This window comes from Gordonia sp. 852002-50395_SCH5434458 (assembly GCF_001665905.1).
Lineage (GTDB): Bacteria > Actinomycetota > Actinomycetes > Mycobacteriales > Mycobacteriaceae > Gordonia > Gordonia jacobaea.
In genome coordinates this window covers 1-24,227 of the sequence record NZ_LZTC01000010.1, presented here as the reverse complement: position 1 = coordinate 24,227, position 24,227 = coordinate 1, and the positions used below count along the sequence as shown (strand labels likewise).

Here is a 24,227-nt window from a genome sequence, read left to right as displayed (position 1 = left end):
CCGGCGGGCTCCGCACCCTTCTTAATGCCCGACGCCGTGTCGATCAGCGCGAGCGCGATGCCCTGCTTGAGGGTCGGGCCTCGGTCGGGGTGATCTCGACAAGCTCGATCAGCGGGAGGGGCGTCTCGATGAGCGGGCGGGGCGTCTCGATCAGCGTGGGTGGTCGGTGAGGGTAGGTTTTCTTCGCGGCGTTACCATAGGCCAATGACCTTGCAGTTCACCCGTACCGAGCATCCCCATCCGGTGTCGGAATCCCGTCGGGCGGAGATCCTCTCCGCTCCAGGATTCGGCAAGTACTTCACCGACAACATGGTGCTGGTGGACTACGACATAGATCGCGGTTGGCACAGTGCGAAGGTCACGCCGTACGGACCGATCGCGCTCGATCCGTCGGCGATGGTTCTGCATTACGGACAGGAAGTCTTCGAAGGTCTGAAGGCGTACCGGCAGCCCGACGGCTCGATCGCCGCGTTCCGTCCGGAGGCCAACGCACTGCGGCTGCAGCGTTCCGCTGAACGCCTCGCGATGCCGCCTCTGCCCGTCGACGACTTCATCGAATCACTACGGGCACTGCTGGCTGCCGACAACGCGTGGGTTCCGCCCGCAGGCGGCGAGGAATCGCTGTACCTGCGCCCGTTCATGTTCGCCTCGCAGGCGGGCCTCGGAGTCAACGCGCCGTCGTCGCAGTACGTCTATTCGGTGATCGGCTCGCCCGCAGGCGCCTACTTCTCCGGCGGGATCAAGCCGGTCAGCGTGTGGCTGTCGACCGAATATGTGCGCGCGGCACCCGGTGGTACCGGCGCTGCGAAGTGCGGCGGCAACTACGCCGCGGCCTTCCTTGCGCAGGCGCAGGCCACCGCGCAGGGCTGCGACCAGGTGGTCTGGCTCGACGCGGTGGAGCGTCGCTTCATCGAGGAGATGGGCGGCATGAACCTGTTCTTCGTGTTCGGCTCGGGAGCCGACGCGCGGCTGGTGACTCCGGAACTGTCCGGCTCGCTGCTGCCGGGTATCACGCGTGAATCGCTGCTCACCCTCGCGATCGACGCCGGGTTCTCCGTCGAGGAACGACGCATCTCCACCGAGGAACTCCGCAAGGGTGTCACGTCGGGCGACATCACCGAGGTCTTCGCGTGCGGCACAGCCGCGGTCATCACACCGGTCGGCCACGTGAAGAGCGAGACCGACGACTACACGATCGGCAACGGCACCACGGGTGAGGTCACCCAGGCGCTTCGCGACACACTCACCGGCATTCAGCGCGGTACGTTCGCCGACACCCACGGGTGGATGACGACGCTGTATCCGGCCTGATCCGGATCCCCTGATCCAGACGTCCGACGGGTCCTCGACGCTCCGGCCTCGGGGGCCCGCGGCGTATCCGGGTCAGAACCGTCGGAGCCTGTGGTCAGCTAGCGGCACTCAGATCAGTAGTCCCACAAGGGCTATGGCCGTCGACAGCTCGATGACTGCGCCGAGCACGTCGCCGTTGATCCCACCCATCCGGCGCGCGCAGTGCCGGGTGAACAACCACGCGAAGCCGAGCACGATCACGGCTGTGACGGCCGCACCCAACGCCGATCCGACGTCGAACACGTTGGGCGACAACGACTGCCAACCGCCCGCGACCACCATCGCGACGATCGCCAACACCGACCACACGACGATTGATGCCCGTTGGGTACCCGCGACGAGTGCGCCGAATCCGGTGGAGCGTGCCGGCGGTAGCGACCGTCGACAGGCGATCACGGCGGCCACGCGCCCGACGAAAACCGCCGCGGCAATGGCCGGCCATCGCGAATCACCGGTCAGCGCAGCGAATCCCGCTGTGTCGACGATCATCACCGCCGCGATGGTCGCCACCCCGAACGGTCCCGCTGATCCGCTGCGCATGACCTCGGCGACCCGTTCGGGTGGGCCGTAGCATCCGAGGCCGTCCGCGGTGTCGGCCAAGCCGTCGAGATGCATGCCCCGTGTCCCCACACCGAGGACGACGACGAGCACAATGCCGATCAGGGTGGTGGGGAGGTCGGTCAGACTCAACGCCCACGCCACGACAGCGACAAGAGCGCCGAGGGCGAGGCCGACAACTGGAACCGCAGCGATCGCCGCGGCGCCGAATCGTCGATCAAAAGTGTTGTTGCGCACTGGGATAGGCACGACGGTCAGCCATGAGAACGCACCCGCGAGAGCGTCGACCGGCGACATCCTGCCGCCCACGCCCGGGTCAGACCCCCGCGTCGCTGGTGGTCAGGGCCGCCGACGAGTCGGAATCGCTGATTCCCGCCTCGTCGAACGTCGACATGCCACGCAGGATCTCCACGGACGAGGAGACGACGGGCAGCGCCATCAGCGCGCCGCTGCCTTCGCCGAGGCGCATCCGCAGGTCGAGGATGGGCTCGAGGTCGAGGTGTTCGAGCGCGAAGGTGTGCGCGGGTTCGACCGACCGGTGACCGGCGACCCACCAGCTCACGGCGCCCGGAGCCAGTTCGGCCGCCACGAGTGCGGCAGCCGTGACCACCACACCGTCGAGGATCACCGGTGTGCGACGCACGGCGGCCTGTGCCAGGAACCCGGCCATTGCGGCGATATCGGCGCCGCCGACGGCCGCGACGAGTGCGAGGGGATCATGGATGTAGCGTCGGCCGCGCCGCATACCGTCGCGGATGGCTGCGGTCTTCCGCATCCAGCCGAGGTCGTCGATGCCGGTGCCGCGGCCGACTACTTCGACCGGCTCGTGGCGGGTCAGGGTACCGACGAGAATCGCTGCGGGAGTGGTGTTTCCGATGCCCATCTCACCCGCGATGAGAAGGTCGGCACCAGAGTCGACCAAGTCGTCGACGATGGCACGTCCTGCCGCGATGGACGCGCGAGCCTCGGCGATGGTCAACGCATCGGTGACGCGGAGGTCGCCGCTGCCGCGTCGAACCTTGTAGCGCGAGACCTCGGGTGGGGTGTCGGCGTCGACCGACATGTCGACGACATGCACCGTCGCGCCGCTCTGGCGGGCGAGGACGTTGACCGCTGCGCCTCCCGAGGCGATGTTCGCGACCATCTGCGCGGTCACCTCGGGCGGGTACGCGGAGACGCCGGCCTGCGCGACGCCGTGATCACCCGCGAACACCACCACGTTCGCCTGCTCGATCGAGCGGGGTGGACACTCGCCCTGACATGCGGCGATCCACACGCTGAGGTCTTCGAGCCTGCCGAGCGAACCAGCGGGCTTGGTCAAGGTGAGCTGACGGTCGCGCGCCGCCTGCGCGACGGACTCGTCCGGACGGTCGATGTGGTCGAAAACCTCGGCATCGGTCGCGTCGACTTTGGGAGATTCCGACATGCTGCCGGACGCTGCCGTTGCGGTGTCCGGGGCTTTCGGTGCAGTAGCGGCTGCAGTAATGGCTACCGCGGATGCGGTTGCGGCTGCCGTCGGTGCGACGTCGGGTGCCGCCGGTTTCTGTGGTGACCTTTGCTGCTGTGCCGTCTGCGCCGCCGGGGTGGGGAAGTCGGCGGGGAGTTCGACGACGCGGCCGGCGACGACGAGCAGGACGCGGTCGCAGACGGCTGCGACGGCCGAATTCAGGGCACCGAGTTCGTCCTGGAACGCGCGGCCGACGGCGGTCGAGGGGACCGGTGCCAGCCCGACCTCGGGGCTGATGATGACGAGGTCCGCGGTGACGGCACTGATCGCCGCGCACAATTGCTCCGTGCGATCGGAGCGGTCGATCGGCGATTCCCAGCCGTTGGTGGCGTCGATGTCGGCGGCCAGCCAGTTGCCGAGGTCGTCGACCAGTGTGGCGACGTCTGGCGTCGTCGACAGCTCGGCGGTGAGATCGGTGGTCTCGACGGTCGTGTACCGCTCGTCGCGGCGTCGTCGATGTTCCTCGACTCGCGCGACCCACTCCGCATCGGAGGTCAGTGTCGGCCCGGTCGCGATGTAGCGGACCTCGGCGTGTTCGGCGAGCAGTGCCTCGCCAACCCCCGATTTGCCCGACCGCACGCCCCCGAGCACCAGTGTGCGGGTGCCCCTCGTGGTCATTGTCGGTTCAGACCTCGTCGCCCGCAGACACCTGCGGCTTGGGTGCGCGCATCCGGCGGAGCTGCATGGCGCGGGTGAAGGCGTACCAGCCGAGGCGGAAGCCGGTGTCGTCGGTGTCGGGGAAGCGCTCGCGGACGCGCTTGTTGACCAGCCTGCCCAGGATGACGGCGTCGACGGCCATCAGCACGACGAATGCCAGCAGGACGAAGTTCGCGTACGCGGCGATCGACGGCAGGAACATCACCACGATCAGCACCACCGCGAACGGCATGAACAGTCCGGCGAAGTTGCGTCGCGAGTCGACGAGGTCGCGGGTGTAGCGCCGCACCGGACCCTTGTCGCGGGGCATCAGGTAGCGCTCGTCGCCTGCCATCATCTTTTCGCGCTGCTCCGCGCGTTGGTTGCGGCGATCGTCGTTGAGTTTGCGACGGTCCTCGCGCGACATCGAGCTCTTGAGCTGCTTCTTGCGGGCACGTGCCTCGGCGCGGGTCGTCGGCGGAGGCGCGACCGGGCCTCGACGTCGGCCTTCTGCCTCGCGACGCGACGGTGTCGGGCGCCCCTTACCCGCTGTGTATGCGCTGCCCTTGGTCTCGGACTCGGACTCGGTCTCCGTGTCGTCGACGGCCGTCGTCGGCGCTTTTTTGAGCGACAGGGTGCCCTCGTCGGCGGTGTCGTCGTCCTTGTTCCATGGCAGTCTCACGTCTTCGAGGGTAGGCGATCTAGCGCTGCCGCGGTTCGTCGACCTCCCTATACTTTCCGGGCATGGGCCCGAGGATACGAGCGTGTGAGACGACCGCGAGCACCTGCGTCGACGCCCGGGTGTCGAGCGAGCAGAGGTGGGGCGAATGCGAGTCCTGATAGCGCCGGATTCGTTCGGCGACACGCTCACGGCGGTCGAGGCCGCCAACGCCATCGGCGAAGGGTGGTCGGCGGGCAGGCCGGACGACGAGATCACGCTCGCGCCGCAGTCCGACGGCGGACCGGGATTCGTCGACGTCCTCGCAGCACGCTTCGGACGCACGGTGACCGAGCGGGTCGTCGGTCCACTCGGTGCCGCGATCACCGCACAGTGGTTGCTCGACGACAGGGAGCCCGAGCGGCTCGTCGCCTACATCGAGTGCGCGCAGGCGTGCGGCCTGCATCAACTCGGTGGTGGGCCGACGCCGCGCACCGCGCAGTCGGCAGACACCTACGGTGTGGGGCTGCTCGTCGACGCTGCATTGCGGGCCGGGGTCCGCGAAGTGGTCGTTGGTCTAGGTGGGAGTGCCACGACCGACGGCGGCCATGGGTTCATCGACGCCCTGGGTGGGTCGGCGCGGGCAGCGGAGCGTTTCGCCGACGTCGCGCTGATCGCTGCGTCCGACGTCGAGAATCCACTGCTGGGACCGCTGGGGGCCGCCTCTGTGTTCGGCCCTCAGAAGGGTGCGGACGCCGAGACCGTCGGGCGTCTAGAAGAGCGACTGACCCAATGGTCGCGGGTGCTGGCATCGATCGCTGGTCGTGACGTCAGTGGTGAGCCGGGAGCCGGAGCCGCCGGTGGGCTCGGCGCAGCATTGCTCGCATTGGGTGCGCGTCGCGTGTCCGGTGCGACGGTCGTGGGAGAGGCAACCGATCAGGCCACTGAGATCGCTCGCACGGACCTGGTGCTGACCGGTGAGGGAAAGTTCGATTCCCAGACGCTGCGCGGGAAGGTCGTGTCGGCACTGAATGCTGCGGCAACCGAGGTGGGTGCGCCGACGGTCGTGTTCGCAGGTCAGGTGGCTTTGACTCCGGAAGAGATCGCCGGGGCCGGGATAGCGGGTGCCCACTCGATCGTCGACCAGGCGGGATCGGTCGAACTCGCCATGAGCGACGCGCGCAATCAACTCACCGCTCTCGCGGCGCGCGCCGCGGCGTCGTGGCTCCCGAGTGGGTGAGAAAGCCTGCGTTCGACGACCCACAGGCATGTGCACACTCCGGGAATATGCACATAGGGGGTACCGTTGACAACAGACGAACAAAAGGCCTGCATCGTCAGCCGACGCGTTCGAGTCGCTGCCACAGCGCGGCGTACATCAGAGCTGTGTGATACATGGCAGCACGACCGGGGCCGAGCACCAACGGCGCCATCACAGTACGAGGAGCATCGATGACCGTTCAGAACGAATCCGGAACCGCGACCACCACCGGCGTCATCCTGACCGACGCTGCAGCCGCCAAGGCCAAGGCGCTGCTCGACCAAGAGGGTCGTGACGACCTGGCGCTGCGTATCGCAGTGCAGCCCGGAGGCTGCGCAGGCCTGCGCTACCAGCTCTTCTTCGACGACCGCTCGCTCGATGGCGACCTCACCGCAGACTTCGGTGGCGTCAAGCTGGCTGTCGACCGAATGAGCTCGCCGTACGTGCAGGGCGCCACGATCGACTTCGTCGACACCATCGAGAAGCAGGGTTTCACCATCGACAACCCCAACGCGACGGGTAGCTGCGCCTGCGGCGACTCGTTCAACTGAGGGCTGTAGTACGCCTGTAATTTCTGACCGCACCTCGGCGACGCCGGGGTGCGGTCAGTCATTTCCGAGGCTTTCGGTAGCGTGTGATGCGGTTCATGGTTGGCTCGCGCGGCGGGCCATCTCGAACGCCGGCTCGCGCGGCGTGCCATCACAAACGCTGAGAGGCTTGGGGAGTACGTGGCAATCGTTGTATGTGGTTCCATCGCGACAGATCATCTGATGAAGTTCCCGGGGAAGTTCTCGGAGCAGATTCTCGCCGATCATCTCGAGCACATTTCGCTCAGCTTCCTCGTCGAGGATCTCGTGGTCCGACGCGGCGGTGTCGCAGGCAACATCACGTATGCGATGGGTGAGCTGGGGCAGTCGCCGGTGCTCGTCGGTTCGGTGGGATCGGACTTTCACGACTATCGCCAGTGGCTCGAGGCGCACGGCGTCGACTGCCGCGGCGTACGCATCTCCGAGACGCACCACACGGCTCGCTTCATGTGCACCACCGACGAGACGATGGCGCAGCTCGCGACGTTCTACGCGGGTGCGATGAGTGAGGCGCGCGAGATCGATCTCGGCGAGGTCGTCGAACGCGTCGGTGCACCGGAGATCGTGTTGATCGGTGCCGACGATCCGGCAGCAATGCTTCGGCACACCAAGGAATGTCGACGCCTCGGCATCCCGTTCGCCGCCGACCCGTCGCAGCAGCTCGCGCGACTCGACGGCGAGCAGGCACGGGAGCTCATCGACGGCGCCGCCTACCTGTTCACCAACGAGTACGAGTGGGGTCTGCTGCGTCAGAAGACCGGGCTGTCGGAGGCGCAGGTCGCCGAGTTGATCGGCGTGCGCGTCACGACCCTCGGTTCAGGCGGTGTCGAGATTGTCGACCGCGACGGCACGCGCACGCACGTGGCCGTTGTCCCGGAGACGGAGAAGGTCGACCCGACCGGCGTCGGCGACGGCTTCCGCGCGGGATTCCTCTCGTCGCTGTCCGCAGGCCTCGGATTCGAGCGCGCCGCACAGGTCGGCTCGATGGTCGCCGTGCTGGTCCTCGAAACCGTGTCGACGCAGGATTGGTCGTGGGACCGCGACTCCGCGCTCAGTCGCATCGAGGGCGCGTACGGCCCCGACGCCGCGAAGGAGATCGCCGCAGCGATCTGAGCGCGGCCGCGCGGCGGGTGGTTTCGACGGACGGCTGCTCGCTGCGCTCGCGGCCTGCTCAACCAGTGGGGGTGGGGGTGGTTTCGACGGACGGCTGCTCGCTGCGCTCGCGGCCTGCTCAACCAGCGGTGGGGCCGCCTGGTCGATCGGGGGGCGAGCCCTTTCCGCTGATCGAGCCGTCCTCCGCTGATCGAGCCACCTCCGCTGATCGAGCTTGTCGAGATCACTTCAGCCAACGCCGGCTCAACCAGTGGGGGTGGGGTGGTTTCGACGGACGGCTGCTCGCTGCGCTCGCGGCCTGCTCAACCAGCGGTGGCGAGCCCTTTTCGCTGATCGAGCCGTCCTCCGCTGATCGAGCTTGTCGAGATCACTACAGCCGCACGGGGTAGCTGTGGTCGGTGATATCGGGTACGAGGGTCTTCTCGACGAAGATCGCGTGCCAGATCATGAACATCAGGAGCGTCCAGAGGCGTCGGCTGTTGTCGACGGTGCCCGCGCGGTGCTCGTCGAGCATGTCGAGGATCGGCTGCTTGTTCAGCAGGTACTCGGTCTGCGACTTCTCGATCGTCTCGCGTGCCCAGTCGTACATCTCCGGCCCGGCGAGCCAGTGGCGGATGGGGACGGGGAAACCGAGCTTCTTGCGATGCAAAACGTGCGGCGGAACGATCTGCTCGAGTGCCTTGCGCAGTGCGTATTTGGTGGTGCCGTGGCTGATCTTCTCGTCGAACGGCAGCGCCTCGGCGACCTTGAACACCTCGTTGTCCAAGAACGGCACTCGCAGTTCCAGTGAATTGGCCATCGTCATCTTGTCGGCCTTGACCAGGATGTCGCCGCGCAGCCACGTGTAGAGATCGATGTGCTGCATCCGTGCCACAGGGTCCCAGCCATCGCTGCGCGCGTAGATCGGTTCGGTGACGTCGGTGTGAGTCCACTCGGGACGGTAGTCGCGCAGCACGGCGCGCAGCCGGGCGTCGTCGAAGCTTCGCGCGTTCCCGTAGTAGCGCTCCTCGAGTGTCAGCGATCCGCGATGCAACAGACTCTTGCCGCGGGTGCCCTCGGGGATGCGGTCGGAGACCTTGCCTGCGAGGCGTCGAAGTGTGGAGGGCAAGCGGTCGAAGCCCTTCAGGGAGAGGGGCTCCTTGTAGATCGTGTACCCGCCGAAGAGTTCGTCGGCGCCCTCGCCCGAGAGCACCACCTTGACGTGTTCGCGAGCGGTCTGGGCCACGAAGTACAGCGGGACGAGTGCGGGGTCGGCGACCGGATCGTCGAGGTACCAGATGATCTCCGGGATCGCGGCGATGTACTCCTCGGGGGTGACGGTCCGCACGATGTGCCGGGCCCCGATGGCTGCCGCGGACTCCGCTGCGACGTCGGCCTCCGAATAGCCTTCACGCTCGAATGCCGCGGTGAAGGTGATCAGGTCGGGGTTGTGCTGGATCGCGAGCGCCGCGATGGCCGTCGAATCGATACCGCCGGACAGGAACGACCCGACGGTGACGTCGGCGCGCATGTGTTTGGCGACGGAGTCGGAGAGGACGTCGGCGATCTCGTCGTAGCGCTTCTGACGTGTGGCGTCGGTGAAGGGACGGACCGAGAACTGCGGGCTGAAGTAGCGGGTGACCGACGGCGCGCTGCCGGGACGGACCGTCGCGTACGAACCCGATTCGAGACGACGGATCGACGAGTGCAGCGACTCGGGCTCTGGAACGTACTGCAGCACGACGTAATGCTCGAGAGCGCGCTCGTCGAGAGTGTCGGGCAGGCCGAGGCGTCCGATCAGCTCCAGGAGGCTCTTCTTCTCGCTGCCGAACGCGGTCCCACCGGGTCCGGTTGCGATGAACATGGGCTTGATGCCGAACGGATCGCGGGCCAGGAACAGTGAGCGCGTCTCGGTGTCCCAGATGGCGAACGCGAACATGCCGCGAAGTCGTCGGACCGCGTCGGGTCCCCAGTGATGGAAGGCCGCGACGATCGCCTCGCCGTCGCCCTCGGTGCGGAACGTCGCGCCCTCGTCAGCGGCGAGTTGCGCGCGGATCTCCAGGTAGTTGTAGATCTCGCCGTTGAAGACGAGGGCGTACCTGTCGGGGTTCTCCGGCGGTCCCCACCGAAGTGGCTGATGCGAATGATCGATGTCGATGATCGACAGTCGATTGAAGCCGAGCACGATGTCGGCGTCATTCCACGTGCCGGGCTCGTCCGGGCCGCGGTGGCGCATGCAGTGCGAGGCGTTGGCGACGAGATCGACGGCATCAGTCGCCGTCTCATCGGAGGTCAGCAGACCGAGCAAGCCACACACCAGTAAAGCCTCTTTCGACGCGGGGACGATGGTCGGCGATGACGTCACCGCCGCGGTGACGAGTATGCCGTATGCGGGGTCGGCGCGACCTTCCGGATAGGGCTCGCGGGTCGTCGAAACACGCGGTCGGGAGGGTCTTACCTGGGCCGGAAAACGATTTCGACGCGCGAAGTCACCCCAACCGAAAAAGTTCCCGCGAGTTGGTCTACGCTGCGTAGTACATGGCGCGAAGGCTGCGCTTCGGTGCCCGCTGCACGGTGACAGTTGCCTGCGGGTTCGATGTCGCCAAGCGTGTCATTGCAGGTCAGGTGGGATGCGACTCGGACGTCTGATCGACGGTTCCGAGCTGGCAGGAAGGCGTGAAATTGGCACACGGTGAACGGCCCCGCGTACGGCGTGCCACGTCGGCGTCGCGGATGGCCAACCGGGTCGGCCTCAAGCGGGTCGGAGCTGTCGCGGCGCTTGGCGTCGGCGCACTGTTGATGTCGGGTTGCGACGGACGAACGGCGATGCGGTTCGGCTGGCCGCACGGTGTGACCCCCGAGGCCACCGACATGGGCAACCTGTGGAGCTGGTCGGTCATCGCGGCACTTGTGATGGGCATCATCGTCTGGGCTCTGATCTTCTGGACGATCACTTTCCACCGCTACAAGCCGGGTGAGGGCAAGGACGAGTTCCCTCGCCAGACCGCCTACAACGTCCCGCTCGAGCTGGCATATACGGCCATCCCGTTCGTGATCATCGCGGTGCTCTTCTACTTCACCGTCATCGTGCAGACCAACGTCGAGAAGAAGACCGACGATTCGAAGGTCGTCGTCGACGTCACCGCATTCCAGTGGAACTGGAAGTTCGGCTACCGCGACGTCACGTTCGACGACGGTAGTAAGTACAACGGCTTCGTCCGCGACGGTAACCCGTTCGATCTCGAGACCGCGAACACCCGTCAGATCCACGACGGCGAGACCATCGAGCTCCCCGGCCCCGACGGTGGCCGTAGCAACGACGTGCGGGACTACCTGAAGTTCAACCAGATCGAGACTGTCGGATCGTCGGCGACGATCCCCGTTCTCGTGCTGCCGACGAGCAAGCGGATCGAGTTCGATCTGGCGTCTGCTGACGTCATCCACTCGTTCTGGGTTCCGGAGTTCCTGTTCAAGCGCGACGTCATGCCGTTCCCGAAGCAGAACCACACCGACAACCGCTTCCAGATCTCGTCGATCGACCGTGAAGGTGCATTTGTCGGTCGCTGCGCGGAAATGTGCGGCACGTACCACTCGATGATGAACTTCGAGGTTCGTGCAGTGTCGCCACAGGACTTCGACGCGTACATCAAGTACCGGCAGGAGAATCCCGGCAAGACGAACGCGCAAGCGCTCGAACACATCTGCCAGCAGCCCGAGTCAGTCGTCACGGTTCCGTTCGACACGCGTCGTGCCAGCGACGGAACCGCGAGTGCCAGGGGTGACGGCGGCAACACGAAGCTTGCGAACTGCACGATCGGAGCACTCCAGTGAAAATCGAAGCGAGACTCTTCGAGCTGCTCACGCTCTTCTTCGCAGGTTGCGGTGTCATCTACACGGTGTTGACTGCACTGACTGAGAACGGCGTCGAATGGGTCGGTGTCACCGCCATGTTCTTCAGCGCCGGGCTGACGCTGATCGCCGGTACCTACTTCCGGTTCGTCTCACGACGCGTCGAGATCCGTCCCGAGGATTACGAGGACGCCGAGATCGAGGACGGCGCCGGCGAACTCGGCTTCTTCAGCCCGGGCTCGTGGTGGCCGATCGTGATCGCCGCGTGCGCAGCGCTGTTTGCCGTCGCATTCGCCACCGGCAACCTCTGGCTCGCGATCTTCGCGGCAGCGTGCATCATCGGTGGTGCTGCCGGAATGGTCTTCGAGTACATCGTCGGACCCGAGAAGCACTGACAGAGCAGCCCTTTCACGCTGGACAACCCTTCGCATCCCATGACAGCCGCATCCGAACGCCGGGTGCGGCTTTGTCATACCGCGCACCTCGAGCCGGGACGAATGCCCCAGTTGATGCGCCTGCTCGACGCCGCGTTCGACGGTGACTTCGACGACACCGACCTCGACCACGCGCTCGGCGGAATGCACGCACTGATCGTCGACGAATCCGACGAACTCATCGGTCACGCGGCCGTGGTCGCCCGGTCGGTCCTCGTCGACGACCAACCACGACGATGCGGCTACGTCGAGGCCGTCGCCGTCTCGCCAACACATCAACGTGAGGGGCTGGGAGGTGCGCTGATGGCTGCCATCGAGGAGGTCATCGACAACGCCTACGATCTGGGCGCACTCGGCGCGTCGGACGCGGGCATGCGCTTGTACGAGTCGCGGGGCTGGATTCCGTGGGTCGGCACGCTCGGTGTGCTCAGCCCGGACGGATGGGCGCCGACCCCCGACGACGAAGGCGCTGTCCTGGTTCGCAACATAGGAGGACTCGATTCAGCCGTCGCCCGGCTCTCCTGCGATTGGAGAGCCGGCGACGTCTGGTGATCCTGCGGTTGAGCGCTTGGTCCGGTGCTGCGGCCAGAGCTCAGTCGTCGCCGACGATGCTGTGGCCGTAGACCTTCAGCGTCCGGTATTCAGCGCGAAAACGAGCGGATGTATACGACTCGCCGACCTCGCCGTCGTGGGGGATGGTGGTGGGTTCGGCTGTGGTGAAGGTGAACTCGGGTACCTGCATCTCGTGGTACAGCTTCGATCGCTGCAGGAGCCCTGTCACGAGGCTCCCCAGTACTCGCAGCGTCGCCAACCGCTTGCCGGCCTCGAGGAAGCGGACGTCGAGCAGCCCGTCGTCGAGTCGCTCGCGTCGTGCCGGTGCAAACCCTGCCGAGCCGTACATCGACGTCCCCACCAGGAACAGCGACGTCTTGACGGTCTTACCGTCGATGGTGATCTCGACCGGTGTGGAGTGTCGTGCGACCTGGAGCATCGCCAGTGCACTCGCAGCACCCTTGCCCACGCGGTGCTCCCATTTGGTCCTGGCGCGTACGTAGTGGGGGTATGCGCCGATGCTCGCCGTGTTGAGGATGAGCCGTTGCTCGTTGAGGGTCGCCGCGTCGACCGAGGTGGTGACGCCTGCCCGGATCTTGGCGAGCGCGGCGTCGACGGTGTCGCACCCGATGTCGCGTGCGAAGTGGTTGAACGTGCCACCGGGGAAGACGGCGAGCGGGAGGTCGGCGGCGTGCGCTGCCGCTGCGATGGTGGCCACCGTGCCGTCTCCGCCACAGACCCCGAGCGCGGTGGCCCGTCGGGCCGCGTCATTGGCGACCGACGCGTAGTCGTCGTCCGGCCCGAGTTCGATGATCTCGGCGCCCGGAAGCTCTGTCCGGACGGCCTCGAGGACCTTCTCGCTGTTGCCGTCTCCCGACGCCGGGTTTCCGAGGACCACGAGACCCGAACCGTCGACGGGTAGCGGTGCGGCCTCGGTGGTGGGTGCGGGAACCGCGATGTTGTGCGGGATGATCGGCGGAGCGATCTTGCCGCCCAGCGTGGCGACGGCGGCGCCGATCCCGAACCCGATGAACACGTCGCCCGGATAGTGCGCTCCGGTCGCGACGCGGGACAATCCGACAAGGCCTGCGAGCGCAGACATCACCAGGCCCAGTGGCGGCGACTCGAGCGCCACACCGACGGAAAAGGCTGCGGCGCTTGCTGAATGGCCCGACGGCAGCGAATTCGACGTCGGCTGGTGCGCCGCCCGCCGCACCAATGGCACGACCGACGGTGAGGGTCGCTTGCGTTGCCGGATTCGTTTTGCGCCCTGGTTGGTGACGAGACTGGACACTGCGAGCGATGCCAGGCCACGGACCGCGGCCCGCTGCCAGCGAGGGCGCCCACTGAGTATGAGTCCGGCTCCGATGCCCATCCACAGCTTCGAATAGTCGGCTGCCGCGGTGAGTTTGGGCATCGTCTCATCGAGCAGTGGGCTCGGTGAACGAGCGATCGCATGGAAGAGGTTGGCGTCGAGTGTGCCGAGCTCCTTCGTCAGCTGATGTAGTGGGTCTTTGTCGCGATGTCCGATGTGTCGCACTCGTGTCATCGTTCAACCGTAGCGGTCGGTGGGGGAGGGGAGTGCTTGTCCCACAACAACACACGGCCCACATCACACACGGCCCACAACAACACACGGCTGCCGTCGCGGAGTGCGACGGCAGCCGTGTGTGACTGCTGATTCGAGAGCCGGTCAGTCGAGCGGGTTGCCGCCCTTGGCCTGCAGCTCGCGCAGGGCGTCGATTTCTTCGCGTTCCTGCTCGTGCTCGAACTCGACGTTGCGCTTCTGCTGCTCGGGCGGGTCGGCCACCATGATCGAACCCGTTCCGGGTGCGCCCGACGACCCGAGTTTGTTCATCCGTTTCGGGACCGCGGCACCCTCGTACGGCAGCGGGATCGCGTGACCGTGATCGTCGACCGGGCCGAGCGGCTGGTGGATCTCGATGTACTCGCCCTGAGGCAGACGCTTGATGATGCCTGTCTCGATGCCGTGCTCGAGGACTGCGCGGTCGCTGCGCTGGAGGCCGATGGCCCAGCGGTAGGCGATGAAGTAGGCGATCGGCGGCACGATGATCAGACCGATGCGACCCATCCACGTCGTCGCGTTGAGCGAGATGTGGAACTTCAAAGCGATGATGTCGTTCATACAGCTCAACGTCAGGATGATGTAGAACGAGAACGCCATCGCGCCGATGCCCGTGCGCACGGGAGTGTCACGCGGACGTTGCAGCAGGTTGTGATGGGCGTCGTCGCCGGTGAATTTCTTTTCGATCCACGGGTAGGCGAACATCACAACGAACATGATCGTGATGATCACGACGACCCAGAAGATCGCGGGAATCGTGTAATTACCGAGGTACAGCTCCCACGCAGGCATCAGACGGGCCAAGCCGTCGGTCCACATCATGTAGATGTCGGGCTGAGAACCGGCCGACACGTGTGCGGGGTTGTACGGACCGATCACCCACACCGGGTTGATCTGGAAGATGCCGGCCATGATCGCGAGGATGCCCGCGGTGAAAGCGAACATCGCTCCACCCTTGGCGGCGAACACCGGCAGGATACGGACACCGACGACGTTCTTCTCGGTGCGACCCGGGCCGGGAAACTGGGTGTGCTTCTGGTACCACACCAGCGCCAGGTGGGCACCGATCAGCGCGAGGATGATGCCCGGGAACAGCAGGATGTGCAGCACGTAGAGGCGCGGGATGATGATGTCGCCGGGGAACTGCCCACCGAAGAGCGCCCAGTGGATCCAGGTACCGACCAGCGGGATTCCCAGCACGATGCCGCTCATCGCGGCGCGAACGCCCGTGCCCGAGAGCAGGTCGTCGGGCAGTGAGTAGCCGAAGAAGCCCTCGAACATGGCCAGGACCAGCAGCAGGCAGCCGATGATCCAGTTGGCCTCACGCGGGCGACGGAACGCGCCGGTGAAGAAGATGCGGGCCATGTGGATGATGATCGACGCCGCGAACAGCAGTGCTGCCCAGTGGTGGATCTGACGGACGAACAGACCGCCGCGCACCTCGAAGGAGATGTTCAGCGTGGTCTCGTATGCGCGGGTCATCATCACGCCGTTGAGCGGCTGATATGCGCCGTGGTAGGTGACCTCTGCCATCGACGGGTCGAAGAAGAAGGTCAGGTACACACCGGAGATCAGCAGGATGACGAAGCTGTAGAGCGCGACCTCACCGAGCATGAACGACCAGTGTGTCGGGAACACCTTGTTGATCTGGCGCCGCATTCCTGCGGCGAGGTGGTACCGGGAATCGACCTCTTCGGCCTGCTTCGCGAGACGATTGCTCATGACTTGCGCTCCCAGAATGCGGGTCCGACGGGTTCGATGAAGTCGCCTGCGGCAACCATGTACCCCTGATCATTGACCGTCAGCGGCAGCTGCGCCAGTGCACGCGCGGCCGGACCGAACACCGGCTTGGCGTATTCGAGCGCGTTGAACTGCGACTGATGGCACGGGCAGAGGATGCGGTTGGTCCGCTGCTCGTACAGCGAGGTCGGGCAACCGAGGTGGCTGCAGACCTTGGTGTAGGCGAAGTAGTCGCCGTAGTTGAAGCTCTCCTGGCCCTTGCGCTTGATCGACCGGGCTGCGTCCTCGGGCCGCAGGCGTATCAGCATGACGGGGTTGGAGACGTAGCGCAGACCCCAGATCAGCTTCTCGCGCGACTCTTCGGTCTCGCCGTAGCCGTCGGAGACGCGCCACGGGAACACGGTCTCCATGCCGCCGGCGTCGAGGTCCTCGGGCCGGACCAGGGCGACCTGGTGCGGGTTACCGGTGTCGCGACGAAGGAAGACGGTCTCGTTGGGCTGCGATTTGGGGTTGTAGATCGGTGACCAACCGGTGTGCCACAGCGGTGCGTCCTCGCGCTTGGCCCACGGATTCTTGATGAATCCACCCAGGCCTGCGACGACGCCGGTGAGTGCGAGCGCACCGAAAGCGAACAGCCCGGAGCCGATCAGCATCTTGCGACGGCCGAGCGTCGACTTCGTTCCCGAGTCGACGAGTTCGGCGACGATGGTCTTCTTGTCGACCTCGGTCGATCCCGGACCGTCGTGACGGTCCTGAACCGCGATCTCGGACGGGATGAACTTCTTCGTGATCAGGACGAGGGCAACGCCGATCGACAGGATCGACAGACCGAACGTGACACCCAGCAACGGTGTGTTGAGGGTGTAGCGCCAGTAGTCGGAGGTCCCCGGCAGCGCGAACTCCCAGTGGTTCCACAGGAAGATCACGAAGCAGGCCAGCGCGGAGATGCCCGCGATGACCAGCCAGATGGCGATCTGTCGTTCTGCGCGCTTCTCGGCCTTCGTGCCGGGCTCGGGAAATCGCTCACCCCGATGGATGATCTCGACGCCGTCGAGGTTGGTACCGAGCTTGACCAGGTCATCGTTGGTCATCTGGTCAAGCTCATCGGCGGACGGCGTGTCCTTGTCCGTGGTGCTCATGTTCGTGATCCCATCCACATCGCGGCGGCGACGACCGCCACAACTCCGACAAACCACATCACCATGCCCTCACTGACCGGGCCGAAGCCGCCGAGGCTCAGACCGCCCTGGGGCTTGGATTCGGTGACGTACTTGATGAAGCCGATGATGTCCTTCTTCTCGTCCAGCGAGAGCTGGCGATTGGAGAACTTCGGCATGTTCTGCGGTCCGGTGAGCATCGCCGTGTAGATCTGCTGTTCCTTGACGTGGTCGAGCGTCGGCGCGTACTTACCCGACGACAGCGCACCGCCACGTCCGGTGAAGTTGTGGCATGACGCGCAGTTCAGACGGAACAGTTCGCTACCGCGACCGAGGTTCTCGCCACGCAGCGACTCCTGCGCGACGACCGGCAGGACGACTTCCTTCATCGAACCGTCGGCCTGGCGCTGCATGACCTTCTCGGTCTTGCGGGTGCCGTCCGGGTTCTTCTCGAACAGCGGGCGAGGACCGCCACCCTGCGACTGGATGTAGGCGCCGAGCTGGTCGATCTGTGCGGTGTCGAACTTCGGTGGCTTGCGCTGGGCCTGAGCCTCACCGCGCGCGGCAGGCATGCGGCCGGTCGAAACCTGGAAGTAGACAGCCGCGTCGCCGACACCGATCAGGGATGGGCCGCGGTCGGCCACACCCTGCAGATTGGCACCGTGGCAGGTGATGCACGAGCTCTCGTAGAGCTTCTTGCCGTCCTGGATCAGCGCGGCGTCGCTGGTGTCCGCGACGGCGACCTGAGGCTTGGGGGACAGCAACGACGCGAGGACGCCTGCCATCATCAGGCCGGCGAGCAGTAGCAAAGCGCCACTGGCGCGGCGGCGCAGCTTACGACGCGAGCGGGACTTCTTCGCGGAGCTCGGCTTTGTGCTCGAGGTGACTGTGTCGACCTGACCGACGTCGGAAGGGCTATCCGACGGTCGCGGTGGAGATGAACTCATCGTGGTCTCTCTACTAGCGGACGGACTTCTCAGCTGTTGGCGGGAACGCGGTTCCGAGGAGCCACTCTCGCCTCATGTCTCAGTTATTCGTTGCGATCGGTGTCATCGGATGAAGGGCAGTCATCGGATGAAGTAGATGGTGACGAACAGGGCGATCCACACGATGTCGACGAAGTGCCAGTAGTAGGACACGACGATCGCAGCAGTCGCCTGGTTCGGAGTGAACTTGGCGAGCTTGGTGCGGACCAACAGGAAGATGAAGGCGACGAGACCACCGATCACGTGCAGGCCGTGGAAGCCGGTCGCCATGTAGAAGACCGAGCCGTAGGCGCTCGACGAGAGGGTCGTGCCCTCCGCGACCAGGTGGTAGTACTCGTAGGCCTGGCCGCAGACGAAGAAGGCGCCCATCACGAACGTGAGGATGTACCAGCGACGCAACCCGAAGACGTCGCCACGCTCGGCGGCGAACACGCCCATCTGGCAGGTCACCGACGACAAGATGAGGACGGTGGTGACCGGGATGGCCAATTTCAGGTTCAGTTCGGTGGGCTCCGGCGGCCAGCCGGCAGGGCCGGCATTGGCGCGTGCGACGAAATACATCGCAAAGAGTCCAGCGAAGAACATCAACTCACTGGACAGCCACACAATCGTGCCGACACTCACCATGTTGGGGCGGTTGAGCGAGTGCACGCGCGAGGTGATGGCTGTTCCCGAGGTACCTACAGCGCTAGTCACAGATTGAAGTATGACGGTTCGTAGTACGCCCTGACCACTCGGGTCGGATATTCGTGGGAACTATTTCTCTTCCCGCTGGTAGGCGCCGGTCGGAGGCGCCTTTCGGCGTGTCAGGGTACCGGTGGACCGAGCGGTGAGCGCCGTGCTTTGCTCAACTCCATGGGTACCTCCGACCACGACGATCCAGGGTCGCGGCACGACGGCCGACAGTTCGACCTCAACGGCAGGCCGATGGCGCCGCGCCGCTGGGAAACGTTGCGGCGAGCGATGATCGGCGGTCGAGCCGCGCCTCGCGACGCGCTGACGGTGACCGACCGCGACGTCGTCGTGGTCGGTGAGTCCGACGACGAGGCGGCGTCGAGCTCGTCGATCCTCGACGCCTCGACGTTGCGTCCGGCCGATCAGGCAGTCGTGCGGCACGTGCTGGCGCTTCCGGACGACGGTGTCGAGGCGGCGGTTGGCCTGGCCGCGCTCGACGAGTACGAGGCGATTCCCATCGATGTCGTCGCCGATCGGTTCGCGATTCCGGAGGGGCTTGCACCCGTGGTTCTGGCGCGCGTGCAGCTCGTCGACGCACTGCACTTGTCGCAGGAGCGCTCACGAATGGCGAGCCTGGCGTCGCGGCACTCGGGTGTCGCAGTGGGGTGGCAGATCGTCCAGCGGCCGCGATGAATCACCGCGCCGCGCGCGCATTGATCACCGCGCCGCGCGCGCATGGCACATCGTGCGGTACGACCGCGAGCAGATCGTGTGCGCAGGTCAACTAAGGTGCATGGGGTGAGCAGCGAGCAGAGCTACACCTGGCCGCAGATCCTCGGATCCGTCACCGACGGAATCGACCTGACCGTCGACCAGGCGCGATGGGCGATGGACGAGGTCATGACCGACAGCGCGACGTCGGCGCAGATCGCCGCATTCGGCGTCGGCGTGAAGATGAAGGGCGCAGCGCCTGCCGAACTCGCAGGCCTGTCGCAGGCGATGCTCGACCACGCCACCCTCGTCGACACCGACCGTGCGGCGATCGACATCGTCGGAACGGGAGGCGACCGCTCGCACACCGTGAACATCTCGACGATGACGTCGATCGTCGTCGCCGCGGCCGGCGTGCCCGTGGTCAAGCATGGCAATAGGGCTGCGTCGTCGAAGAGTGGCGGTGCCGACGTGTTGGAGGCCCTTGGCGTGACGATCTCGCTCGGTGCCGCGGAGGTCGCCGCGTGTATCGACCAGATCGGCATCGGATTCTGCTTCGCCCCGGTGTTTCACCCTGCGTTCCGGTTCACCGCTCCCGCACGGCAGCAGATCGGCATCCCGACGGTGTTCAATGTGCTCGGCCCGCTGACGAACCCGGCGAACCCACGCGCGGGATTGATCGGGTGCGCGTTCGGCGATCTCGCGCCTGTTCTCGCGCGTGCCTTTGCCGAGCGGGGTAGTTCTGTCCTTGTGGTGCGCGGCGATGATGGTCTGGACGAACTCACGACGACCACGACGTCGTCTGTGTGGCAGGTGGTCGACGGCACCGTCACCGAATTGACGATCGATCCGCGTGATCTGGGAATCGACTACGTCGACCTATCGGCGCTGCAGGGCGGAGATGCGACGGTGAACGCCGCCATCGCGCGGGAACTGCTGTCGGGAATGTCCGGCCCCGTGCGCGATGCTGTGCTCCTCAACGCTGCGGGTGCACTCGTCGCCAACGAGCAGACGTCCGCGACCGACAACGCGGGACTCACCGCGGCGTTCGCGGCGGCGACCGAGCGCGCCGCGGAGTCGATCGATTCGGGCGCAGCCGCGCGGCTGCTCGACCGGTGGGCCCAGGTCAGCGGCGAGCTCGCCAACAAGTAGGCCGGTTGCCGGGCGAGGATCACTCCTCGCCGATGGAGAAACCACCCTCGACGGCGCTCGACGAATAGCTGCGGAACGCGATGTGTGTCGCGCTGTGCCGTACTCCCGGCAGCCGATTGATCTTGCCGGTGACCACCTCGGCGATCTGCTCGTGGTCGCGTACGCGGATCTTCGCGATCAGGTCGACATCGCCCGCACACGAGTAGACCTCTTCGACGCCCGGGATATCGGCCACGGCCTGTGCCGTTTCGGGGATCTGGTGGACGTCGGCGTCGATCAGGACGATGGCGGTGATCATGCGGGCAAGCGTAGTCGGCCATCATCGGCGCGCGGGCGTGACCGGTGACGCGGCGTGCGGATGTCACGCGCATCGTGGGCGGTCTGTGACCACTCCAGCCAACGCTGCGCCGAACCGACGGGTGTGGCAAGCGCGTCGCTGGAGTCGACGATGCGGGTGCCGGGGTCGGACACCCAGCGGTAGAGCAGACCTGCCTCTTCCGGGGAGGCGCCCCGAAGTGGGGTGTCGTCTGGCAGCACTGTCTCGGCCGCCGCGACCAGCGCTGCGACCACCGGCATCGGCGCGTGTCCGCGTGGCGCTGTTCCCGCCGCAGCGAGCCGTCCGTGCCGAATGACCGCCAACTCCCACCCGCCGGCCCCGTCCGAGCGTGCGACCACCAGCTCGGCTATCGCGCAGAGGGAACTCAGACGCTGACACCGAGCGAGTTGATCGATGGTTGCGGCCATCCGGTCGCGGTGGCGCGCGGCGGTCTCGTACATCTGGGCACCGGCGACGACGTCGAGTCGCTGCGAGAGCCGCTCCAGGATCGTGTCGGATCGTCCGAGTATCAGATCGACGACGGACGTGACCGATGGCAGGTAGTCGGGAAGTGTCTGAGGGCGTGTCGAGGCGGCAGCACATCCGCCGACGACCCGACCGCCGTCGTCTGGGAGGCGACACCAATGATGGGTGGCGGTCGCGCCGAGGCGGGTCGTACAGGTTCGCAGTCCTGCGGCGTGTGCGATGAGGTCGGCGATCGCGGTCGCCGTGGTGCGCTTACCGATCGGCCCGATGCTTATTTCTCCCGGCGTGCGGGCCACACGCAGACGGGCGAACCGTTCGTTGCTCAGGGTCACCCACCAGCCGCGGTGGGGTTGCGTCGAGCGTCGGTTGTACGCCGGGGCGTGCGCAGCGAGCAATCGGAGCTCGCGAACTCCCGCCTCGAGTGCGTGCGCGCATTCGACGTGATCGACGCGTTCGGCGAGCATCACCATCTCGCCGATCCTGCGTCGGGGATCGGCTCCGGAGAAATAGGACCTCACGCGTCGACGCAGATCCGATGCCGTGCCGACGTAGAGGACCTCGTCGCTGGGGCCGCGGAACAGGTAGACGCCGGGACGCGCGGGGATTCGGTCGGCCAGGTGCCGCTTTGCGCGCAGCTGCGGATCGGTACGTGGCAGGTAGCGGGTGAGTTCGCGATAGCTCTGTACGCCCTGATTCCCGACGCGTTCGAGAAGGTGGTGAAAGACCTCGACGGTCGCGCGGGCATCGTCGAGAGCGCGGTGCGTCGGGCGGACGGTGACGTCGAACAGATCGGCCAGAGCCGACAGGCGCACCGTCGGCGCCTCGTCGCGTCCGAGGATGCGTCTTGCCATGGTGACCGTGCACAGCGTTGCACTGAACGGCCACTGCAGGTGTAGGCGCAGCGCGTTCTGCCGCAGGAACGACATGTCGAACCGGGCGTTGTGGGCGACGAGAATCGATCCGCGCGCGAACTCGATGAACGACGGCAAGACCTCGTCGATGCGTGGCGCGTCGTAGACCATCGCCTCGGTGATCCCGGTGAGCGCGACGATCTGCGGTGGAATCGGGAGTCCCGGATCGACGAGTGTCGCGAACTCGCCGAGTACCTCGCCGCCACGAATCTTCACCGCGCCGATCTCGGTGATGCGGTCGTTGGTGGCACTGCCGCCGGTTGTCTCGAGGTCGACGACGACGAGCGTGGTGTCGAACAGGGACCGATCAGAGAACTCGTCGTCGAGAGTGCTCTCGAGGTCGGCGCTCGCGAGGTCTGAGAACGAGAGCTGATCGCCACTGGATGTCACGTCGCGAACAATAGTTCGAACCACCGACACCGCTGATTCGTTGCTGGTGAGGCGCGTGTTCCGAATGTGGCGATTCGTCGCCAACTGGTTTCTGGTGCCGGGCCTCCGCGACTCGGTCGGCCGGACTTGTCGGTGGGGGTGCCTAGTCTCGCGGTGAGAAGGAGGCAGTGGTGCGCGTTGCTGCCGGGAGGAGGGGAAGCCTCCCGACGACATGCGCATCCCGAGGATTTCACACCACTGAGACGGAGATCACATCATGGACATCGATTGCAGCACCTGCCCCGGTCGTGAACACGCCTGCGACGGCTGTGTGATGACAGTGCTTTTCGGCCCGCTGAACAGCCAGGATGCCAGCGCCGGGTGGCGACGGGGGTGGCCAACCGGCACCCGAGATAACGACGCCGAGATCCACGCCGCCATAGATACATTCACGGGCGCTGCAATGGCCTCCAACGTCGATGCACGATCTGCAAGAGCAAGCATCTGCGCAGTTCAAGCGGCCAGTTCGTCGTCCGAATCACCGACATTGCGTGCTGGCTAGGGCGCGGAGGTCGAACACGCTGTTTGTCGGTTAGTGGACAGACACGCATCCGGTTTCGTAACCTTTCCGAAACCTTTGCGAAGCGTCCCTCTCCAACAGGAGAGGTTCGCAGGGGTCACCGCTCAATCGCCGAGGCTACGAGTCTCGGCGTACCGGGGAACCACTCATTTTTTCGGAGCTTTCCGAATGGGGGTGAATCGCGCTCTCGATCCGGGTGTTCGCACTCGAATCGCATGCGCGTAGGGCCATTTCTTCCGGCCCGAATCCGACAGCTAACCCGGTCGGCGGTAGAGGGAGAACAAAGGAGAACACCCTTCGTGGCCAAACATCGTTTGGAACAGCCCGACCGCGGCAAGGTCGCAAAGAAGGCGGTAATCGCCGGGTCGATCACGTTCGGCTCGCTTGCCGCTGTCGCTGGTCCCGCTCTGGCCGCGCCGGTCACCGTGCCCAACGTCGGCACGTTCGAACTTCCCGGCGTCGACACCAAGCAGATTCCGGCACAGTTCCAGCAGCAGAAGGCGCCGGTCGTCAAGAAGCAGGATGTCGCGAAGTCGCCCGACGCCACAGTCGAGATCCCCAACGTCGGCAAGTTCACGCTTCCGGGTATCAGCGACAACCAGATCCCACAGCAACTTCGGCCGCGTGGCGGAGCTCCGCTGCTCGCCCCGACGCAGACCGCAGGCGAGAAGGCCGTGCGCGCCGCTGAGACCAAGATCGGCGCCCCCTACTCGTACGGTGCTTCCGGACCCAACGCCTTCGATTGCTCCGGCCTCACCAGTTGGGCCTTCCGTCAGGCAGGTCTGACGATTCCGCGCGACAGCTACGGACAGCTCGGCGGTGGCACCGCGGTCGCCTCGCTGGCGAACGCGAAGCCCGGCGACATCCTGGTGTTCAACGGTGGCGGACACGTTGGCCTCTACATCGGCAACGGACAGTTCATCCACGCATCGACCTACGGCGTCCCCGTGAAGAAGGACGTCGTGAAGAATTGGAGCTTGGTCGGTATCCGTCGCTACTGAGCGACGAGATCGACAGAGTTCGTGACGGCGGGCGGATCACGCGTTGACGCGTGATCCGCCCTCTTATACACATC

The 24,227-nt window shown here is 65.8% G+C and carries 21 protein-coding genes and 1 riboswitch; of the genes, 10 read left to right on the top strand and 11 right to left on the bottom strand.

The genetic code is table 11. The features are described from left to right. Positions 1 to 204 precede the first annotated feature (204 nt). Positions 205 to 1,311 (top strand): branched-chain amino acid aminotransferase, encoded by a 1,107-nt coding sequence (locus A5785_RS01460; RefSeq protein WP_049698270.1) that lies wholly within the window; start codon positions 205 to 207, stop codon positions 1,309 to 1,311. A gap of 108 nt (positions 1,312 to 1,419) precedes the next feature. On the opposite strand, the gene A5785_RS01455 is transcribed toward A5785_RS01460, so the two are convergent. From A5785_RS01455 to A5785_RS01445, 3 genes are read right to left on the bottom strand one after another with little or no spacing between them, the layout of a single operon-like run. After that, positions 1,420 to 2,205 (bottom strand): adenosylcobinamide-GDP ribazoletransferase, encoded by a 786-nt coding sequence (locus A5785_RS01455; RefSeq protein WP_064864336.1) that lies wholly within the window; start codon positions 2,203 to 2,205, stop codon positions 1,420 to 1,422. A 19-nt stretch (positions 2,206 to 2,224) separates the two neighbouring features. Beyond that, positions 2,225 to 4,033: a nicotinate-nucleotide--dimethylbenzimidazole phosphoribosyltransferase gene (cobT, locus tag A5785_RS01450; RefSeq protein WP_064864334.1), complete on the bottom strand. Its 1,809-nt coding sequence runs from the start codon at positions 4,031 to 4,033 to the stop codon at positions 2,225 to 2,227. A 7-nt stretch (positions 4,034 to 4,040) separates the two neighbouring features. After that, positions 4,041 to 4,733: a DUF3043 domain-containing protein gene (locus A5785_RS01445; RefSeq protein WP_064864332.1), complete on the bottom strand. Its 693-nt coding sequence runs from the start codon at positions 4,731 to 4,733 to the stop codon at positions 4,041 to 4,043. A 145-nt stretch (positions 4,734 to 4,878) separates the two neighbouring features. On the opposite strand from A5785_RS01445, the gene A5785_RS01440 reads away from it, so the two are divergent. From A5785_RS01440 to A5785_RS01430, 3 genes are all read left to right on the top strand, one after another. Next, on the top strand, positions 4,879 to 5,949 hold the full coding sequence (locus A5785_RS01440; protein WP_064864330.1) for a glycerate kinase family protein: 1,071 nt from the start codon (positions 4,879 to 4,881) through the stop codon (positions 5,947 to 5,949). 212 nt (positions 5,950 to 6,161) lie between these two features. Beyond that, positions 6,162 to 6,521, top strand: a complete 360-nt coding sequence (locus tag A5785_RS01435; RefSeq protein WP_005209017.1) for a HesB/IscA family protein — start codon at positions 6,162 to 6,164, stop codon at positions 6,519 to 6,521. A gap of 177 nt (positions 6,522 to 6,698) precedes the next feature. After that, positions 6,699 to 7,670, top strand: coding sequence for a carbohydrate kinase family protein (locus A5785_RS01430; RefSeq protein WP_197494450.1), 972 nt, complete (start codon positions 6,699 to 6,701; stop codon positions 7,668 to 7,670). A 370-nt stretch (positions 7,671 to 8,040) separates the two neighbouring features. Here the strand turns inward: A5785_RS01430 and asnB are convergent, their stop codons facing one another. Next, positions 8,041 to 9,966 carry an asparagine synthase (glutamine-hydrolyzing) gene (gene asnB / locus A5785_RS01425; protein WP_049698590.1) on the bottom strand — a complete coding sequence of 642 codons (1,926 nt, stop codon included), beginning with the start codon at positions 9,964 to 9,966 and terminating at the stop codon, positions 8,041 to 8,043. 416 nt (positions 9,967 to 10,382) lie between these two features. On the opposite strand from asnB, the gene ctaC reads away from it, so the two are divergent. Genes ctaC through A5785_RS01410 form a run of 3 tightly spaced genes read left to right on the top strand, consistent with a single transcriptional unit; the run spans position 10,383 to position 12,484 of the window. Next, on the top strand, positions 10,383 to 11,480 hold the full coding sequence (ctaC, locus tag A5785_RS01420) for an aa3-type cytochrome oxidase subunit II (RefSeq protein WP_064864341.1): 1,098 nt from the start codon (positions 10,383 to 10,385) through the stop codon (positions 11,478 to 11,480). Further along, a complete protein-coding gene (locus tag A5785_RS01415) occupies positions 11,477 to 11,893 on the top strand; it encodes a cytochrome c oxidase subunit 4 (RefSeq protein WP_064864326.1) in 417 nt (138 codons plus the stop codon). The genes ctaC and A5785_RS01415 overlap by 4 nt, the downstream gene beginning before the upstream one ends. Positions 11,894 to 11,932: 39 nt before the next feature. Continuing rightward, on the top strand, positions 11,933 to 12,484 hold the full coding sequence (locus A5785_RS01410; protein WP_064864324.1) for a GNAT family N-acetyltransferase: 552 nt from the start codon (positions 11,933 to 11,935) through the stop codon (positions 12,482 to 12,484). Positions 12,485 to 12,524: 40 nt separating this feature from the next. Here A5785_RS01410 and A5785_RS01405 read toward each other — a convergent pair whose 3' ends face one another. From A5785_RS01405 to ctaE, 5 genes are all read right to left on the bottom strand, one after another. Next, positions 12,525 to 14,033 carry a bifunctional phosphatase PAP2/diacylglycerol kinase family protein gene (locus tag A5785_RS01405; RefSeq protein ID WP_064864322.1) on the bottom strand — a complete coding sequence of 503 codons (1,509 nt, stop codon included), beginning with the start codon at positions 14,031 to 14,033 and terminating at the stop codon, positions 12,525 to 12,527. Positions 14,034 to 14,177: 144 nt separating this feature from the next. Beyond that, entirely contained in the window at positions 14,178 to 15,791 is a 1,614-nt protein-coding gene (gene qcrB, locus A5785_RS01400; RefSeq protein WP_064864321.1) for a cytochrome bc1 complex cytochrome b subunit, read from the bottom strand. Then, entirely contained in the window at positions 15,788 to 16,948 is a 1,161-nt protein-coding gene (gene qcrA, locus A5785_RS01395; RefSeq protein WP_064864319.1) for a cytochrome bc1 complex Rieske iron-sulfur subunit, read from the bottom strand. Before qcrA ends, qcrB begins: the two co-directional genes overlap by 4 nt. Then, a complete protein-coding gene (gene qcrC, locus A5785_RS01390) occupies positions 16,945 to 17,913 on the bottom strand; it encodes a cytochrome bc1 complex diheme cytochrome c subunit (protein ID WP_064864317.1) in 969 nt (322 codons plus the stop codon). The genes qcrA and qcrC overlap by 4 nt, the downstream gene beginning before the upstream one ends. A 120-nt stretch (positions 17,914 to 18,033) precedes the next feature. Beyond that, entirely contained in the window at positions 18,034 to 18,648 is a 615-nt protein-coding gene (gene ctaE, locus A5785_RS01385) for an aa3-type cytochrome oxidase subunit III (RefSeq protein ID WP_174273044.1), read from the bottom strand. 159 nt (positions 18,649 to 18,807) lie between these two features. Here ctaE and A5785_RS01380 point away from each other — a divergent pair, with 159 nt between their 5' ends. After that, positions 18,808 to 19,320: a hypothetical protein gene (locus tag A5785_RS01380; RefSeq protein WP_064864316.1), complete on the top strand. Its 513-nt coding sequence runs from the start codon at positions 18,808 to 18,810 to the stop codon at positions 19,318 to 19,320. A 105-nt stretch (positions 19,321 to 19,425) separates the two neighbouring features. Then, positions 19,426 to 20,490, top strand: coding sequence for an anthranilate phosphoribosyltransferase (gene trpD / locus A5785_RS01375; RefSeq protein WP_064864339.1), 1,065 nt, complete (start codon positions 19,426 to 19,428; stop codon positions 20,488 to 20,490). 19 nt (positions 20,491 to 20,509) lie between these two features. On the opposite strand, the gene A5785_RS01370 is transcribed toward trpD, so the two are convergent. After that, a complete protein-coding gene (locus A5785_RS01370) occupies positions 20,510 to 20,788 on the bottom strand; it encodes an Lrp/AsnC family transcriptional regulator (RefSeq protein WP_005176218.1) in 279 nt (92 codons plus the stop codon). Beyond that, on the bottom strand, positions 20,785 to 22,593 hold the full coding sequence (locus tag A5785_RS01365) for a DEDD exonuclease domain-containing protein (protein WP_197500785.1): 1,809 nt from the start codon (positions 22,591 to 22,593) through the stop codon (positions 20,785 to 20,787). The genes A5785_RS01370 and A5785_RS01365 overlap by 4 nt, the downstream gene beginning before the upstream one ends. A 658-nt stretch (positions 22,594 to 23,251) precedes the next feature. Beyond that, positions 23,252 to 23,436: riboswitch (cyclic di-AMP (ydaO/yuaA leader) on the top strand. Positions 23,437 to 23,451: 15 nt separating this feature from the next. Between A5785_RS01365 and A5785_RS01360 the strand changes: the two genes are divergently transcribed. Further along, positions 23,452 to 24,153: a C40 family peptidase gene (locus A5785_RS01360; RefSeq protein ID WP_049698257.1), complete on the top strand. Its 702-nt coding sequence runs from the start codon at positions 23,452 to 23,454 to the stop codon at positions 24,151 to 24,153. Positions 24,154 to 24,227: the final 74 nt, after the last annotated feature.

Coding starts and splice junctions, on each gene's coding strand:
- A5785_RS01460 (WP_049698270.1), top strand. CDS start 205: ATGACCTTGCAGTTCACCCGTACCGAGCATCCCCATCCGGTGTCGGAA.
- cobT (WP_064864334.1), bottom strand. CDS start 4,033: ATGACCACGAGGGGCACCCGCACACTGGTGCTCGGGGGCGTGCGGTCG.
- A5785_RS01440 (WP_064864330.1), top strand. CDS start 4,879: ATGCGAGTCCTGATAGCGCCGGATTCGTTCGGCGACACGCTCACGGCG.
- A5785_RS01435 (WP_005209017.1), top strand. CDS start 6,162: ATGACCGTTCAGAACGAATCCGGAACCGCGACCACCACCGGCGTCATC.
- qcrC (WP_064864317.1), bottom strand. CDS start 17,913: ATGAGTTCATCTCCACCGCGACCGTCGGATAGCCCTTCCGACGTCGGT.
- A5785_RS01380 (WP_064864316.1), top strand. CDS start 18,808: ATGGGTACCTCCGACCACGACGATCCAGGGTCGCGGCACGACGGCCGA.
- A5785_RS01410 (WP_064864324.1), top strand. CDS start 11,933: ATGACAGCCGCATCCGAACGCCGGGTGCGGCTTTGTCATACCGCGCAC.
- ctaC (WP_064864341.1), top strand. CDS start 10,383: ATGGCCAACCGGGTCGGCCTCAAGCGGGTCGGAGCTGTCGCGGCGCTT.
- qcrB (WP_064864321.1), bottom strand. CDS start 15,791: ATGAGCAATCGTCTCGCGAAGCAGGCCGAAGAGGTCGATTCCCGGTAC.
- A5785_RS01455 (WP_064864336.1), bottom strand. CDS start 2,205: ATGTCGCCGGTCGACGCTCTCGCGGGTGCGTTCTCATGGCTGACCGTC.
- qcrA (WP_064864319.1), bottom strand. CDS start 16,948: ATGAGCACCACGGACAAGGACACGCCGTCCGCCGATGAGCTTGACCAG.
- A5785_RS01405 (WP_064864322.1), bottom strand. CDS start 14,033: ATGACACGAGTGCGACACATCGGACATCGCGACAAAGACCCACTACAT.
- A5785_RS01370 (WP_005176218.1), bottom strand. CDS start 20,788: ATGATCACCGCCATCGTCCTGATCGACGCCGACGTCCACCAGATCCCC.